At 70.7% G+C, this 14,682-nt stretch carries 14 protein-coding genes and 2 tRNA genes; 7 read left to right on the top strand and 9 right to left on the bottom strand.

From position 1 onward, the window contains the following. On the top strand, nt 1-422 hold a 422-nt coding region (locus tag BFF77_RS08645), incomplete at its 5' end, for a S16 family serine protease (RefSeq protein ID WP_342671215.1). A 33-nt stretch (nt 423-455) separates the two neighbouring features. Here BFF77_RS08645 and BFF77_RS08640 read toward each other — a convergent pair. Beyond that, entirely contained in the window at nt 456-1,013 is a 558-nt protein-coding gene (locus BFF77_RS08640) for a PPA1309 family protein (protein WP_066945855.1), read from the bottom strand. Nucleotides 1,014-1,160: 147 nt separating this feature from the next. On the opposite strand from BFF77_RS08640, the gene BFF77_RS08635 reads away from it, so the two are divergent. The 3 genes from BFF77_RS08635 to BFF77_RS08625 all read left to right on the top strand — a co-directional run bounded on the left by BFF77_RS08635 (nt 1,161) and on the right by BFF77_RS08625 (nt 6,555). Beyond that, nucleotides 1,161-4,169 (top strand): UPF0182 family membrane protein, encoded by a 3,009-nt coding sequence (locus tag BFF77_RS08635; protein WP_211280185.1) that lies wholly within the window; start codon nt 1,161-1,163, stop codon nt 4,167-4,169. A 42-nt stretch (nt 4,170-4,211) separates the two neighbouring features. Next, nucleotides 4,212-4,285: transfer RNA gene (locus BFF77_RS08630), tRNA-Met, on the top strand. Nucleotides 4,286-4,488: 203 nt separating this feature from the next. Further along, entirely contained in the window at nt 4,489-6,555 is a 2,067-nt protein-coding gene (locus tag BFF77_RS08625) for a tetratricopeptide repeat protein (protein ID WP_079124955.1), read from the top strand. Between the two features lie 49 nt (nt 6,556-6,604). Here the strand turns inward: BFF77_RS08625 and BFF77_RS36200 are convergent, their stop codons facing one another. Beyond that, nucleotides 6,605-7,069 (bottom strand): tail fiber domain-containing protein, encoded by a 465-nt coding sequence (locus BFF77_RS36200; protein ID WP_066945845.1) that lies wholly within the window; start codon nt 7,067-7,069, stop codon nt 6,605-6,607. Then, nucleotides 7,066-7,350, bottom strand: a complete 285-nt coding sequence (locus BFF77_RS08615) for a hypothetical protein (RefSeq protein ID WP_066945840.1) — start codon at nt 7,348-7,350, stop codon at nt 7,066-7,068. The genes BFF77_RS36200 and BFF77_RS08615 overlap by 4 nt, the downstream gene beginning before the upstream one ends. 180 nt (nt 7,351-7,530) lie before the next feature. On the opposite strand from BFF77_RS08615, the gene BFF77_RS08610 reads away from it, so the two are divergent. Further along, nucleotides 7,531-7,604: transfer RNA gene (locus BFF77_RS08610), tRNA-Met, on the top strand. Nucleotides 7,605-7,726: 122 nt separating this feature from the next. On the opposite strand, the gene BFF77_RS08605 is transcribed toward BFF77_RS08610, so the two are convergent. After that, nucleotides 7,727-8,143 (bottom strand): Fur family transcriptional regulator, encoded by a 417-nt coding sequence (locus BFF77_RS08605; protein ID WP_066945837.1) that lies wholly within the window; start codon nt 8,141-8,143, stop codon nt 7,727-7,729. Nucleotides 8,144-8,270: 127 nt separating this feature from the next. On the opposite strand from BFF77_RS08605, the gene BFF77_RS08600 reads away from it, so the two are divergent. Continuing rightward, nucleotides 8,271-9,740, top strand: a complete 1,470-nt coding sequence (locus BFF77_RS08600; protein ID WP_066945834.1) for a catalase — start codon at nt 8,271-8,273, stop codon at nt 9,738-9,740. Between the two features lie 107 nt (nt 9,741-9,847). Here the strand turns inward: BFF77_RS08600 and BFF77_RS08595 are convergent, their stop codons facing one another. After that, nucleotides 9,848-10,249: a CBS domain-containing protein gene (locus tag BFF77_RS08595; protein ID WP_066945831.1), complete on the bottom strand. Its 402-nt coding sequence runs from the start codon at nt 10,247-10,249 to the stop codon at nt 9,848-9,850. 235 nt (nt 10,250-10,484) lie between these two features. Continuing rightward, entirely contained in the window at nt 10,485-11,285 is an 801-nt protein-coding gene (hisN, locus tag BFF77_RS08590) for a histidinol-phosphatase (RefSeq protein WP_066945857.1), read from the bottom strand. Nucleotides 11,286-11,430: 145 nt separating this feature from the next. Between hisN and BFF77_RS08585 the strand changes: the two genes are divergently transcribed. Next, the gene (locus BFF77_RS08585) at nt 11,431-12,099 is read left to right on the top strand and encodes a TetR/AcrR family transcriptional regulator (RefSeq protein WP_066945828.1); all 669 of its coding nucleotides are present in this window, start codon (nt 11,431-11,433) and stop codon (nt 12,097-12,099) included. On the opposite strand, the gene BFF77_RS08580 is transcribed toward BFF77_RS08585, so the two are convergent. The 3 genes from BFF77_RS08580 to aroA all read right to left on the bottom strand — a co-directional run. Then, entirely contained in the window at nt 12,065-12,388 is a 324-nt protein-coding gene (locus tag BFF77_RS08580) for a DMT family transporter (protein WP_066945825.1), read from the bottom strand. The two genes, BFF77_RS08585 and BFF77_RS08580, sit on opposite strands and share 35 nt — an antisense overlap. Before the next feature lie 89 nt (nt 12,389-12,477). Beyond that, a complete protein-coding gene (rsgA, locus tag BFF77_RS08575) occupies nt 12,478-13,488 on the bottom strand; it encodes a ribosome small subunit-dependent GTPase A (RefSeq protein ID WP_066945822.1) in 1,011 nt (336 codons plus the stop codon). A 4-nt stretch (nt 13,489-13,492) separates the two neighbouring features. Further along, a partial coding sequence (gene aroA, locus BFF77_RS08570; RefSeq protein ID WP_066945819.1) for a 3-phosphoshikimate 1-carboxyvinyltransferase occupies nt 13,493-14,682 on the bottom strand: 1,190 nt, incomplete at its 5' end.

Raw genomic sequence — 14,682 nt, 5'->3', positions numbered from 1 at the left:
AGGAGGGCGACCGCGCGGTCGTCGGCATCACGGCGGGGACCGACCACACCTTCCCGTTCGACGTCGACATCAAGCTCGCCGATGTGGGCGGCCCGAGCGCCGGGCTGATGTTCGCCCTCGGCATCGTCGACAAGCTCACGCCCGGCGCGCTCACCGGCGGCAAGTTCGTCGCCGGTACGGGGACGATCGACGACGAGGGACAGGTCGGCCCCATCGGCGGTATCGAGATGAAGCTGGTCGGCGCGCGCGGCGCGGGCGCCGAGTACTTCCTCACGCCGGAGCAGAACTGCGCGGCGGCTGCCTCCGACGTCCCCGCCGGCCTCACCCTGGTCAAGGTCAGGACGATCGACGACGCCAGGACGTCGCTGAACAAGATCCGTGACGGGGACACGGCCGGTCTGCCGAGCTGTTCGGCAGGCTGACCGACCGCCTCCACGCGCCGGGGGTCCGGCGGCCTACACCTCGAACGTGGCCGCCAGGGCCTCGGCCAGACCCGGCACCAGCCCCGAGCCCGTGAGCACTTCGCTCGGCGAGTCCTTCTCGCGCAGCCGCAGGGCCGACTCACGGGCGCCGTCACGCAGCACGGCGACCGTCATCCTGACCTCCTGACGCTCCGGGTGGGCGGAGACCCACCGGGCGAGCCCCGCGTCGTCGAGACCGTCCGGTACGGACGCCTCCGCCGACGGCGGCAGCATGAGCCGCTCCACCGTCATCGCGCAGCCCGCCACCGCCCCGGGCCAGGCGATGGTGCCGAGGAACTCGTCCAGCGGAGTGCCGGACGGGATCTCGTCCTGCTCGATGGGCGTGAGCGGAGCGACCGCCCCGCCGTCGTCGAGACCGAGCTGGGCGGCCAGCTCCGGCTCGTCGGCGCGCAGCCGCGCGGTGTCGACGAGCGCGAAGAGCCGGGCCGGCTGGTCCCAGCCGAGCCCCGCCGCGTACTCGTCGATTTCGAGCACCGCGCGGGTCAGCGGGCTCGCGGCCATGGGTGTACCTGAGGGAGAGACGTTGGACATGGTCGATATCCTGCCTCCTTCGGACCCCGGTGCGGGAACTAGGTAAAGCCTCAGTAAGTTGCATGAGTGGGCCCTTACGATCGCGGGGCCCGTTCTACACGCTGAAACACGACCGCGAACTTCGAGGTGCGCACGTTGGCTTTCCAGATGCCGGACCGCGGCGGAGGCCCGACCGGGCCACGGATCAGAGTGGGCCGGCCGTCCCGTCGGGCCCGGACCCTGCTCATGACATTGGGAGTGCTGGCCGTGCTGGCCATGCTCTTCGTCATGTTCGCCGGGTTCTGGACCGACTGGCTCTGGTACCGCTCGGTGAAGTACTCATCGGTTTTCACGACCACGCTCTGGACGAAGGTCGGCCTGTTCGCCGTCTTCGGTGTGCTGATGGCCCTCGCCGTCGGTCTGAACATCTGGCTGGCGCACCGGCTGCGCCCGCCGCTGAGCGCGATGTCGATGGAGCAGCAGAACCTCGACCGGTACCGGATGGGGATCGCACCGTACAAGAAGTGGGTGCTCCTGGCGATCACCGCCCTGGTCGGGCTGATCGCCGGCGCCTCCGCCTCCGGCCAGTGGCGCACCTGGCTGATGTGGGTGAACGGAGTGCCCTTCGGCCAGAAGGACCCCCAGTTCAAGATGGACGTGTCGTTCTACGCGTTCGATCTTCCCTGGTACCGCTTCCTGCTCGCCTTCGGCTTCGCCGCCGCCGTGCTGTCGCTGATCGCCGCCGCACTGACCCACTATCTGTACGGAGGGCTGCGGATCACCAGCCCGGGCGCGCGCGCCACGGCCGCCGCCACCGGCCATCTTTCGGTGCTGATCGGCGTCTTCGTCTCGCTCAAGGCCGTGGCGTACTGGCTGGACCGGTACGGGCTGGCCGTGAAGGCGAGTGACTTCAAGGCCGCGGGCAGCTGGACCGGACTGCGGTATGTGGACGCCAACGCCTATCTCCCGGCGAAGACGATCCTCTTCTGCATCGCCGTCATCTGCGCCCTGCTGTTCTTCGCGACGCTCTGGCGCCGCACCTGGCAGCTGCCGGTGATCGGCTTCGGTCTGATGGTGCTCTCCGCGATCCTCATCGGCGGCCTCTACCCGGCGATCGTGCAGAAGTTCCAGGTCCAGCCGAACGAGCAGGCCAAGGAAGCGCCGTACATCAAGAAGAACATCGACGCCACGCGCGCGGCGTACGGCATCGACGACGCCGATGTGCAGGACTACGAGGGCAAGGGCGACCCGGAGAAGAAGGCCGATCAGCGCAAGGCGGCCGACTCCGCGGCCAGTTACCGGCTGGTCGATCCCAATGTGGTCTCGCCCGCGTTCCAGCAGCTTCAGCAGGAGCGTAAGTACTACCAGTTCCCCGCCACGCTGGACGTCGACCGGTACACCGACGCCGAGGGCAGGATCCAGGACACGGTCGTCGGTCTGCGCGAGCTGAACATCACGGGTATTCCCAAGCGCAACTGGATCAACGACCACTTCACCTACACGCACGGGTACGGAGCGATCGCGTCCAAGGGCACGAACACCGTGACGGACGAGAACAGGGGCACGGTCGGTGCTCCCGAGTTCACCGAGTCCGGCCTGCCGACGAGCGGGCAGCTCGACAAGTACGAGCAGCGGATCTACTACGGCGAGAAGACCGAGCAGTACTCGATCGTGGGCGGCCCGCAGAAGGAGCTCGACTACGAGAAGAACGGCGAGCAGACCACCAGCTACGCGGGCAGGAGCGGAGTCGATCTCTCCAACCCGCTGAACCGCGCGGCCTACGCCGTGGCCTTCAGCGAGCCGCAGATGGTCTACTCCGGCGCCATCGGCGACGGCTCGCGCATCCTCTACAACCGCACGCCCAAGGAGCGCGTCGAGGCGGTCGCACCCTGGCTGACGATCGACGGCGACGCCTATCCCGCCGTGGTCGAGGGCCGTATCAAGTGGATCGTCGACGCGTACACCACGACGAACGGCTATCCGTACGCCTCCCGCACGACGCTCGGCGACACCACGGCCGACTCGCTGACCGACAACCAGCGCGCGGTCGTCGCCCAGCAGAACCAGGTCAACTACATCCGGAACTCGGTGAAGGCCACCGTCGACGCCTACGACGGCTCGGTCAACCTGTACCAGTGGGACACCGAGGACCCGGTGCTCAAGACCTGGATGAAGGCATTCCCCGGCACGGTGAAGGCGCGGGACCAGATCAAGCCCGATCTGCTGGCCCATCTCCGTTATCCGCAGGACATGTTCAAGGTGCAGCGCGAGCTGCTCACCCGCTACCACGTCACCAACCCCGCGCAGTTCTACAGCGGCAGTGACGCGTGGCAGGTGCCGAACGACCCGACCAACAAGAACAGCAGCGCGGTCCCGCCGTACTACCTGAGCCTCAAGATGCCCGGTCAGGACGATCAGAGGTTCTCGCTGACGACGACGTTCACGCCCAACGGACGCCCCAATCTCGGTGCGTTCATGGCGGTGGACGCGGATGCGACCAGCACGGACTACGGCAGGATCAGAGTGCTGAGAGTGACCTCGACCGTCCAGGGCCCGCAGCAGGTGCAGAGCGAGCTGAACGGTGTGCCGGAAGTCGCCGAGTTCGTCAGGAACTTGAGAGGCACCGACTCGGACATCGAGTACGGCAATCTGCTGACCGTCCCGCTCGAGGGCGGCTTCCTCTACATCGAGCCGGTGTACGCGCGCGGTGGCAGTGCCAACTATCCGCTGCTGAAGAAGGTGGCCGTCTCCTACGGGGGCAAGCCCGTCTTCAAGGACAGCCTGGCCGAGGCGCTCAACGCCGTGTTCGGCGAGGAGAGTTCCGAGCCGCCGGTCACGACACCGCCACCGTCCGACGGCGACACCACCAAGCCGCCGGCGACCGGTGACACGGCGCTCCAGCAGGCCATCGCCGACGCGCAGAAGGCGTACGACGACGGTGAGGCGGCGCTGGCCAAGCAGGACTGGGCGGCGTACGGCAAGGCGCAGGAGGCCCTCCAGGACGCCCTGCGACGTGCCGCCGCGGCGGACAGCACCCCGGCGGGCGGCTCGGACAGCGCCTCGTCGGAGAGCCCGTCGCCGGACAGCTCCGCCTCGGACAGTGCCTCGCCGGACAGCTCCGCGGGCGAAGCCTCGTCGGACAGCGCCGCGGCCAACGGCGGCTCCGAGAGCGGCTGAGCAGGCATCACTCCGCGTCGTGGTACGGTTGGGACACAACGACGCGGGGTGGAGCAGCTCGGTAGCTCGCTGGGCTCATAACCCAGAGGTCGCAGGTTCAAATCCTGTCCCCGCTACGCGAAGTCAAGGGCCCGGATCCAACAGGATCCGGGCCCTTGACGTATGTCCGGCGCGTATGGCCCACGAACGGTGTTTCACGACGCGGGACTTGGGCCCGAGCGTGTTTGACTTGTCTCTCTGTGGGCATGTCGACAAAACGCTGAAGTGACCTTGTGGGTCGCGGTATACCTGCTGTACGCGGGTGGCAGGTGGTGCGACGATGGAAATTATGGGGGATAGGACAACTCTGTTGGAGACAGGGCGGTTTGTGCAGCGCCATGCGGCAGGCGCGGCCGACGCCGCGAACGCCGCGGATTCTCTTGGTGCCACGAGCGCCGGAGCCCCGCACCCGGCCGGTGTGGCCCCGCACCCGGCCTGTTCGGAGGACACCGCCGACGCCGAGACCGAGGCACGCCACCGCCGTGCCGCCGACGCCGGGGATGTCGCGTCGATGAGCGTGCTCGGCGCGCTGCTGCTGCGCCGCGGCGACCTCGACGGAGCCGAGACGTATCTGCGGGCCGCGACCGCCGAGGGCGACCGCGCCGCCGCCAACAATCTGGGTGTTCTGCTGCACCAGCGCGGCTATCCGGACGAGGCGGCCGGCTGGTGGCGTATCGCCGCCGTCGCCGGATCCGCCGCCGCGGCCCATGCCCTGGGCCGCCACCACCGTGAGCTGGGCGACGAGCCGGCCGCGGAGTACTGGCTGCGCCAGTCCGCCGAGCAGGGCCATGCCCTCGGCGCCTACGCACTCGCCGATCTGCTGGAGCACCGCAGTGATGTCGGGGCCGAGCGCTGGCTGCGCGCCGCGGCCGAGCAGGGGCACCGCGAGGCGGCGTACCGGCTCGCGAGGACGCTGGAGCGCCGGGCCCGTGAGACGGCCCGAGCCGGAGCCGGCCCCGTCCACCGCAGAGGTACGGGCCCCCTGGCCCAGGGCGGCGGCGGTACGGGCGGCCACCGGACGGGACGCACCGGAGCCCACCGCGACGGCACCGGTACGCGGATGGCCACCGGGAGCCACAGCGGTACGCGGCACACCGGCACCGGCCCGGACGCCACCGGCGGCTTCGACGCGCCCGCGCTCCTCGCCGAGGCCGCCCAGTGGTACCGGCAGGCAGCCGCCCGTGGCCACCGCAGGGCCGCGCTGCACCTCGGCGCGATTCTGGAGAAGCGCGGTGAGCTCAAGGAGGCAGGCCGCTGGTATCTGACCTCCGCCCGGGACGGTGACGCGCGGGCGGCCTGCGCTCTCGGCTTTCTGCTGCGTGACGCGGGTGACGAGGAGAGCGCCGCCATCTGGTGGCTGCGCGCCGCGCAGGAGGGCAACGGCAACGCGGCCAACGCCCTCGGCGCGCTGCACGCCGCCCGAGGGGAGCCGCAGACCGCCGAGCGCTGGTACCGCGCCGCGATGGACGCGGGCGATGTCAACGGCGCGTACAACCTCGGACTGCTCTGCGCCGCCCAGGACCGCACCGTCCAGGCCGAGCAGTGGTACCGCCGCGCCGCCTACGCGGGCCACCGCGAGGCGGCCAACGCGCTCGCCGTGCTGCTGTTGCAGGCCGACGACCCGACCGGGGCCGAGCCCTGGTTCTCCAAGGCGGCCGAGGCGGGCAGCGTGGACGCCGCGTTCAATCTGGGCATCCTGTACGCCGGGCGGGACGAGGACCGCGCGGCGCTTCGCTGGTACGAGCGCGCCGCCGCCGCGGGCCATACGGAGGCGGCGCTCCAGGTCGGCATCGCCTGTCTGCGCGACGGTGACGAGCGCTCGGCGGAGCGGCATCTGCGCTGCGCCGCGGGCGGCGGCAGCCCCGAGGCCGCGTTCCGGCTCGCCACTCTGCTCGACTCGCGCCAGCCGCCGCCCGGCCCGCCCGCGCTGGGCGAGCCGTACGGGGTGAAGAGCGAGTGCGAGCAGTGGTACGAGCGCGCCGCCGAGCAGGGGCACCGCCGGGCGCAGGTGCGCGTCGGCATGCTGGCCGCCGCCCGCGGTGACCTCTCCGACGCCGCGCGCTGGTACCGGGAGGCGGCGGAGGCGGGCAGCCGCAACGGCGCCTTCAACCTCGGGCTGCTGCTCGTGCGCGAGGGCGGCGACCGGGAGGCCGCCCTGTGGTGGACCCGGGCCGCCCAGGCGGGTCACGGCCGGGCCGCGCTGCGCCTCGCGCTGCTCGCCGCGCGCCGGGGCGAGCTGACCGAGGGCCAGCGCTGGTGCGCCCGTGCCGTCGAGCTGGGTCCCGCCGAGGTGGCGGAGCGCGCGGCGCGTCTGCGCGAGGCGCTCCACCAGGAACTGACGGCCTGACCCGGCCGCCGCGTCGTCACCGCCGTCGCAGGCCGCCGCGTACTGCGTACTACGGCGTCGTGGACGTCCCGGACCGGTGGGGCTCCTCCAGGCGGGCGATCCGGTCCTGGAGAACGGTGATCTGTGTGCGCAGGTCGTCGATATGGCGGTGGAGTGCCTGGACGCAGACCAGGGCGACACCGTTGGTGTCGGTGGCGGAGATGGTGACGTTGTCGGCGCCGAGTCCGAAGGCCGCGTGCCAGTCCTGGGCCATCGGGCCCAGATGCCGGACGTGCGGCGGGTCCCAGAGGTAGCGCCAGGTGCCGACCGGCAGACGCAGCACCTCGTCCAGGACCTCGTAGCCGTTGAGAGCGTCGGCGGGCCCGGTGGTGTCCGGGGTGGCGGCGGAGGCCAGCCCGGCAGGACCGGCCGAGGCCCGCGCGCGGGAGAGATGATCGGCCCGCGCGCGCGGGGAGCGGTCCGGTCGCGCCGGCCGCAGTCGGCGGACGGCGCGACGCACGGTGTCGATGATCAACGGTCCCAGCGCACCGGTGTCACATCGGTCTTCGCGTTGCGGTCCGACAGGCCGCCCAGGAGATCGCCCAGCAGGGGCAGACCTCCCAGCAGCCCCGCGAGAGGCTGCTGCGCCGGGGCGCCGGGGGTGGGCTGCGGCGAGACCGGTGCCTTGCCGCTCACGGTGGTACGGGCGGGCTCGACGGGTACGGCCCAGGAGACCGGTGCGGCGGCTCCCGCCGCGATCCCGACGGCGGCGGTGACGGTCACGGCGGACCGCACGAAGGTGCTGGACGGTGGCATGGGATTCCTCCGGAGGAGAGGTGATGACGCGGTTGTCTCCGGCCTAACGAAGCGGCCGGGCGGGAGGAAACGGCGTACGGGGCCGACCGGCGCCGCCGTCGTGCGTCGCGCCGGGGTGCGCGGCCCACGCAAAGGGATTTGCACCGGTCGGCGGGCGTGACGTAATGTTGCGTTTACCGACGCGGGGTGGAGCAGCTCGGTAGCTCGCTGGGCTCATAACCCAGAGGTCGCAGGTTCAAATCCTGTCCCCGCTACTGACAGACCCGAGGCCCGGAGCTCGAAAGAGTTCCGGGCCTCGGGTCGTTTCGTATTGCCGGGCCTCGGGTCGTCCCGTCTTCCGCGCTCGTCTGTTCCGCGCTCGCCCGTTTCGGCGCGGTCAGGCCGAGGCGCAGTCCGGGCAGGTGCCGCGGTAGGTCACCTCGACGTCCGAGACCGTGAAGCCGAAACGCTCTCCGTCCGGCAGATCGGCCAGCGGATCGCCCGTGGGACGGACATCGCGGATGGTGCCGCACCGGGCGCAGACCAGATGGTGGTGCGGCCGGTGCGCGTTCGGGTCGTACCGCTTGGCGCGGCGGTCCGTGGAGACCTCGATCACCTCACCGAGCATGACCATCTCGCCCAGGGTGTTGTAGACCGTCGCCCGTGAGATCTCCGGCAGCCGGGCGACGGCGCGCGCGTGCACCTCGTCGGCCGTCAGATGTACGTGGTCCCCGTCGAGCACCTCGGCCACAACACGCCGCTGGGCCGTCATGCGCCAGCCTCGTCCGCGAAGTCGTTCCAACAGGTCACTCATGACGACCAGCCTAACAGTGAGGGGAACCAGGTCCCGAACGTGTATGACTTTGGATGTCTGCTTGACTTGGACAAAGTCCATCGTAGGATCGATGGCGGTAGCCGCCGAGGGACAGGACCGGCAGCGAATGACGCAGGAGGCGCACGTGACGCAGGGACCGCTCACCACGGAGGCCGGGGCTCCGGTCGCCGACAACCAGAACAGCGAGAGCGCGGGCGTCGGTGGTCCGGTGCTGGTCCAGGACCAGGCACTGCTGGAGAAGCTCGCGCACTTCAACCGTGAGCGCATCCCGGAGCGCATCGTGCACGCGCGCGGCGCCGGCGCCTACGGCACGTTCACGCTGACCCGCGATGTCTCGCGGTGGACGCGCGCCAAGTTCCTCTCCGAGGTCGGCAAGCGGACCGAGACGTTTCTGCGCTTCTCCACCGTCGCGGGCAGCCTGGGCTCCGCCGACGCGGTGCGCGACCCGCGCGGTTTCGCGCTGAAGTTCTACACCGAGGAGGGCAACTACGACCTCGTCGGCAACAACACCCCGGTGTTCTTCGTCAAGGACGCCATCAAGTTCCCCGACTTCATCCACACCCAGAAGCGCGACCCGTACACCGGCTCGCAGGAGGCGGACAACGTCTGGGACTTCTGGGGGCTGTCGCCCGAGTCCACCCACCAGGTGACCTGGCTCTTCGGTGACCGCGGTATCCCGGCGACGCTGCGCCACATGAACGGGTACGGCTCGCACACGTACCAGTGGAACAACGAGGCCGGCGAGGTCTTCTGGGTCAAGTACCACTTCAAGACCGACCAGGGCATCAAGAACCTGACCTCGGCCGAGGCCGCGGTGCTCGCGGGCGAGGACCCGGACTCGCACCAGCGCGATCTGCGCGAGTCCATCGAGCGCGGTGACTTCCCGTCCTGGACCGTGCAGGTGCAGATCATGCCGGCGGACGAGGCGGCGACCTACCGCTTCAACCCGTTCGACCTGACCAAGGTATGGCCGCACGAGGACTACCCGCCGATCGAGATCGGCAGGCTGGAGCTCAACCGCAACCCGGAGAACATCTTCGCCGAGGTCGAGCAGTCCGTCTTCTCGCCGGCCCACTTCGTGCCGGGCATCGGTCCCTCCCCGGACAAGATGCTCCAGGGCCGTCTGTTCGCGTACGGCGACGCCCACCGCTACCGCGTCGGCGTCAACGCGGACCACCTGCCGGTGAACCGTCCGCACGCCACCGAGGCGCGCACCAACAGCCGTGACGGCTTCCTGTACGACGGCCGCCACAAGGGCGCCAAGAACTACGAGCCGAACAGCTTCGGCGGCCCCTTCCAGACGGACCGGCCGCTCTGGCGCCCGGTCGCGGTCAGCGGCGCGACGGGGGAGCACGAGGCCCCGAGCCATGCCGAGGACAACGACTTCGTGCAGGCGGGCAACCTCTACCGGCTGCTGTCCGAGGACGAGAAGGGCCGGCTGATCGAGAACCTGGCCGGCTTCATCTCCAAGGTCTCACGCGACGACATCGCCGAGCGCGCGGTGAACAACTTCCGCCAGGCGGACGGTGACTTCGGCAAGCGGCTGGACGCCGCGGTCCAGGCCCTGCGCGCCTAGGGTCCAGATCCGGACCCAGACTCAAACCCAGACTCAGATCCAGTCCGGGACGGCGGGGGCCGGGTCCTGCGGGATCCGGCCCCCGCTGCCGTCCTCCCGGCCGGGCGTCAGCCGGCCAGCACCGCCGCCTCGCGCCGGTCCGGCGCCCAGCAGCGAATGATGTCGCGTACGGAGACGATGCCGACCGGCTCCCGGTCGTTGAGCACGATCAGATGGCGGAACCCGCCGCTCGACATGGCCGCCGCGGCTTCCTCCAGCGTCCAGCAGGGCGCGGCGAAGACGACCGCGGTGGTGGTGTGCGTACAGGCGGTCTCGGTGTCGGGGCTCTGGCCCTCGCCGAGCGAGTTCAGGATGTCGCGCTCGGTGAGAATGCCGATGCCGCAGTGGTCGGGGTCGAGAACGACGGCGGCGCCGACGCGGCGCGCGGACATCAGCCGGGCCGCCTGGCGGAGCGTATGCGTGGGCCCGATGGTCAGGACCACCGAACTCATGGCGTCACGGACGAGCATGGGGTGAACGCACCTCCTTGGTAAACCGTCCTGTGGAGACCCTCCAATGAGAAACGATTCACAAGTTCACAAATGGGGGGACTTTCAGAGTGACACCATTGAGCCAGCTCAACAAGGGGGCGCCCGAGGCGCGGGGCATGACGGTGCGCGCGCCTGCGGCGCGGGGCGCTTCCTCAGCGCGGGCCGGGGTCGCGTGCGGTCGCGTGCGGGGCGGTCGCCGGACCCCCGGGCCCGCTCAGTACTGCTGGTTCAGATACCCCAGCAGCTCCTCGTGGAGGATGCCGTTCGAGGCCGCCGCGTTGCCGCTGTGCGGGCCCACGCGGCCGTCCAGCCCCGTGAAGCTGCCGCCCGCCTCCTGGACCACGATCGTCGTCGCCGCCATGTCCCACAGGGACAGCTCCGGCTCCGCGCAGATGTCCACCGAGCCCTCCGCGACCATCATGTACGGCCAGAAATCGCCGTAGCCGCGCGTACGCCAGCAGGCGCGGGTCAGATCGAGGAAGCCGTCCAGCCGGCCCTGCTCCTCCCAGCCGGTCAGTGAGGAGTACGCGAACGACGCGTCCCGGATGCGCGAGACCTTCGAGACCCGCAGCCGGGTCGCGGAGGAGAGGCTGCGGCCGGTGTACGCGCCGCCGCCCTTCGCCGCCCACCACCGCCGGCCCAGCGCGGGCGCCGACACCACGCCCACGACCGGCTCGTAACCGCCCTCGGCGGCCACCATCAGTGAGATCAGCGTCGCCCAGACGGGTACTCCGCGGACATAGTTCTTCGTACCGTCGATGGGGTCGATGACCCAGCGGCGCGGGCCCGTGCCCTCGATGCCGTACTCCTCGCCCAGGATCGCGTCGCGCGGCCTGGCCCGCTGGAGATGGCCACGGATCAGTTCCTCGGCCGCCTTGTCGGCCTCGGTCACCGGAGTCATGTCCGGTTTGGTCTCGACCTTGAGGTCCAGGGCCTTGAAGCGGTCCATCGTCGCGGCGTCGGCGGCGTCCGCGAGGACATGGGCGAGACGCAGATCATCGTGGTAGTCGGGCATGGTCGTCACAGTATCCACCGGGAGGAAGCCCCGGCCATGGGGTTCGTACCGGCGAGAAGCCGCGGACGGCCCCCGCCGTTGCTCTTGACAGCCGACGACGGCCCGTCAACTCTGGGCGCAGAGCCGCTCGGCCCCGGAGGCGACGATGCCTGCTGCGCGTGAAGCCCTGCTCGACGCCGGTCTGGCGGCACTCGCCGAGCTGCCCTGGTCCGCGGTCAGAATGGTCGATGTGGCCCTGGCCGCCGGAGTCTCCCGGCAGACCCTCTACAACGAGTTCGGCGGCAAGGACGGGCTGGCCCGCGCGCTCGTGCGGCGCGAGGTCGATCTCTATCTGCGCGGTGCGGAACGGCTGTTGAGCGAGCGGAGGGAGATCGCGGACCGGCTGGTGGCCGTCGCCGAGTGGACCGTCACCGAGGCGCGGGCACGGCCTCTGCTGCGGGCGCTGCTCACCGGCTGCTGGGGACGGTGGCTGCCCGCGCCCTCTCCCGCACGGATCTCCGCGCCGCCCTCCGGCGTCCCGGCGCAGCGCCGCGCCGACGCGGGGCCGCCCGCGACGGGTGATCTGGTCGCGCTGGTACGGGACCGGTCCGTGGCCGTGCTGGAACGGCACCGTACGGATCACCCGCGGCCCCGTCCCGGCAGGGCCGAGTTGCTCTACCGCTGTGAGCTCGCCCTGCGGCTCGCGCTCGCCCATCTCGTCGCGCCCGGTGGGGAGTCCGTCGGGCCGCTGGTCCGTACGGCGGTCACCGCGCCGCTGCCCGCGGCCCCGTCCGTACCGCTCAGTGCGCCGAGCCCGAGAGCTGGAGCCCGATGACGCCGATGATGACCAGGGAGATCGAGACGAGTTTCAGTACGGAGACCACGTCGCCGAGGAAGATCATGCCGTAGATCGCGGTACCCGCCGCGCCGATGCCCGTCCACACCGCGTAGGCGGGACCGACGTCCAGCTTCTTCAGAGAGAGCGTCAGCAGACCGAAGCTGCCGAGCGCGAAGGCCGCGAAGGCGATCGTCGGCCAGAGCCTGGTGAAGCCGTGGGAGAGTTTGAGACAGACGGCGAATCCCGTCTCCAGGATTCCGGCGACCACAACCAGCAGCCACGCCATGTCAGAGGCCTCCCCGTATCAGTGACCGCTCGTCCCGCCTGGTTGGATTATGCCCTTACCAGCACCGCGGGATCGCAAACGTGTGCGCGTCAGTCCCCTTCGCGCCGTTCACGCGTGGCGAGGAGCCGCCGCAGGGAGTAGAGCCGGGCCGGATCGGCGTGTCCCTCGGCCACCCACGCGTCGAGCGCGCAGTCCGGTTCGTCATGGCTGCATGCCCGGGGGCAGCCCTCCGTACCCGGCACCAGATCGGGGAAGGCGAGGATGACCCGGGACGGATCGACATGGTGCAGTCCGAAGGAACGGATGCCCGGGGTGTCGATCACCCAGCCGTCCGCCTTCTCCAGCGGCAGGGCCAGCGCCGAGGTGGTGGTGTGCCGGCCGCGGCCCGTCACCGCGTTGACCAGACCGGTGGTCCGCCGTCTGTCCTCCGGTACCAGGGCGTTGACCAGCGTCGTCTTGCCGACGCCCGAGTGACCGACGAAGGCGGTGACCCGGCCGTCCAGATACTCGCGTACGAGATCGGCGGCGTAGCCGCTCGCCAACTCGTCGCGCCGCGTGACGACATGGCGGATGCCGAGCGCCCGGTAGGTCTCCAACAGCTCGTCGGGCGGGGCGAGATCGGACTTCGTCAGCACGAGCAGCGGTTCCAGACCTCCGTCGTACGCGGCGACCAGACAGCGGTCGATCAGCCGGGGACGCGGCTCGGGATCGGCGAGCGCGGTGACGACGGCCAGCTGGTCGGCGTTGGCGACGACCACCCGCTCGTACGGATCGTCGTCGTCCGCCGTGCGCCGCAGCACGGAGTGGCGCTTCTCGATCCGTACGATCCGCGCCAGCGTGTCCTTCCTGCCGGACAGATCACCGACCAGACCGACCTGGTCCCCCACCACGGCCGCCTTGCGGCCCAGTTCGCGTGCCTTCATCGCCAGGACCACGCGGTCCTCGACGAGGCAGGTGATCCGGCCCCGGTCCACGGTCAGGACCATGCCCTCCGAGGCGTCCTCGTGCTTGGGCCTGATGTGCGTACGCGGCCGGTTGCCCTTGGGGTTGGGGCGGGAGCGGATGTCGTCCTCGTCGGGGTTCTTGCCGTAGCGCCGCATCGCGTCAGGCTCCCGCTCCCGTCAGCATGTCGGTCCACATCCGCGGGAAGTCGGGCAGGGTCTTGGCGGTCGTGCCCACGTTCTCGATCTCCACTCCTTCGACGGCCAGGCCGATGATCGAACCGGCCGTGGCCATCCGGTGGTCGTCGTACGTGTGGAACACGCCGCCGTGCAGCGGGCGCGGGCGGATGTGCAGTCCGTCCGCCGTCTCGGTGACATCGCCGCCCAGCTCGTTGATCTCCTTGGTGAGCGCGGCCAGCCGGTCCGTCTCGTGGAGCCGCAGATGCGCGACGCCGCGCAGGGTGGAGGGCGAGTCGGCGAGCGCGGCGACGGCCGCGATACCGGGTGTCAGTTCGCCGACCTCGCTCAGATCGACGTCGATGCCATGGATCGTGCCCGTGCCGCGGAAGGTGAGGCTGGAGCCCTCCGCCGTCATGACGTACTCGCAGGAGCCGCCCATCTCGGTGAAGATCTCACGCAGCGCGTCACCCGGCTGGGTGGTCCGCTCCGGCCAGTCCGGGACGGTCACCCGGCCGCCGGTGACCAGCGCGGCGGCCAGGAACGGCTGGGCGTTGGAGAGATCCGGCTCCACGGTCAGATCCCGGCCGAGCAGGGCGCTGGGGGAGACCCGCCAGACATTGGGCTCACCGCCGGTCTCGGGCTCGTCGACCTGGGCGCCGACCGCGCGGAGCATGTCGACGGTCATCCGGATGTGCGGCATGGAGGGCAGCACGGCGCCCACATGCCGTACCTCCACACCCTGGTTGAAGCGCGCGCCCGAGAGCAGCAGCGCGGAGACGAACTGGGAGGACGCGGAGGCGTCGATCTCCACCGTGCCGCCGTCCAGCGCCCCGCTGCCGTGCACGGTCAGCGGGAGCGCGCCGCGGCCGTCGTCGTCGATACGGGCGCCGAGGGCGCGCAGGGCGTGGATGACACTGTGCAGCGGACGTTCGTAGGAGCGTGGATCGCCGTCGAAGCGGACGGCCCCGTCGGCGAGCGTCGCCACGGGCGGCAGGAAGCGCATCACCGTGCCGGCGTTGCCGACGTCGACGGCCGCCGGACCGTGCAGCCCGGACGGGATCACGCGCCAGGCCTCGCCGCCGGGCGCGGGAACGCCGGCGGCGGTGGAGCTGGACGAGAGGCCCTCCTCGATGCCGACGCCCATGGCACGCAGGGCGTCGGCCATCAGCAGGG

Source organism: Streptomyces lushanensis, from assembly GCF_001700515.1.
GTDB lineage: Bacteria > Actinomycetota > Actinomycetes > Streptomycetales > Streptomycetaceae > Streptomyces > Streptomyces lushanensis.
This window is presented reverse-complemented; position numbering and strand designations above follow the sequence as displayed.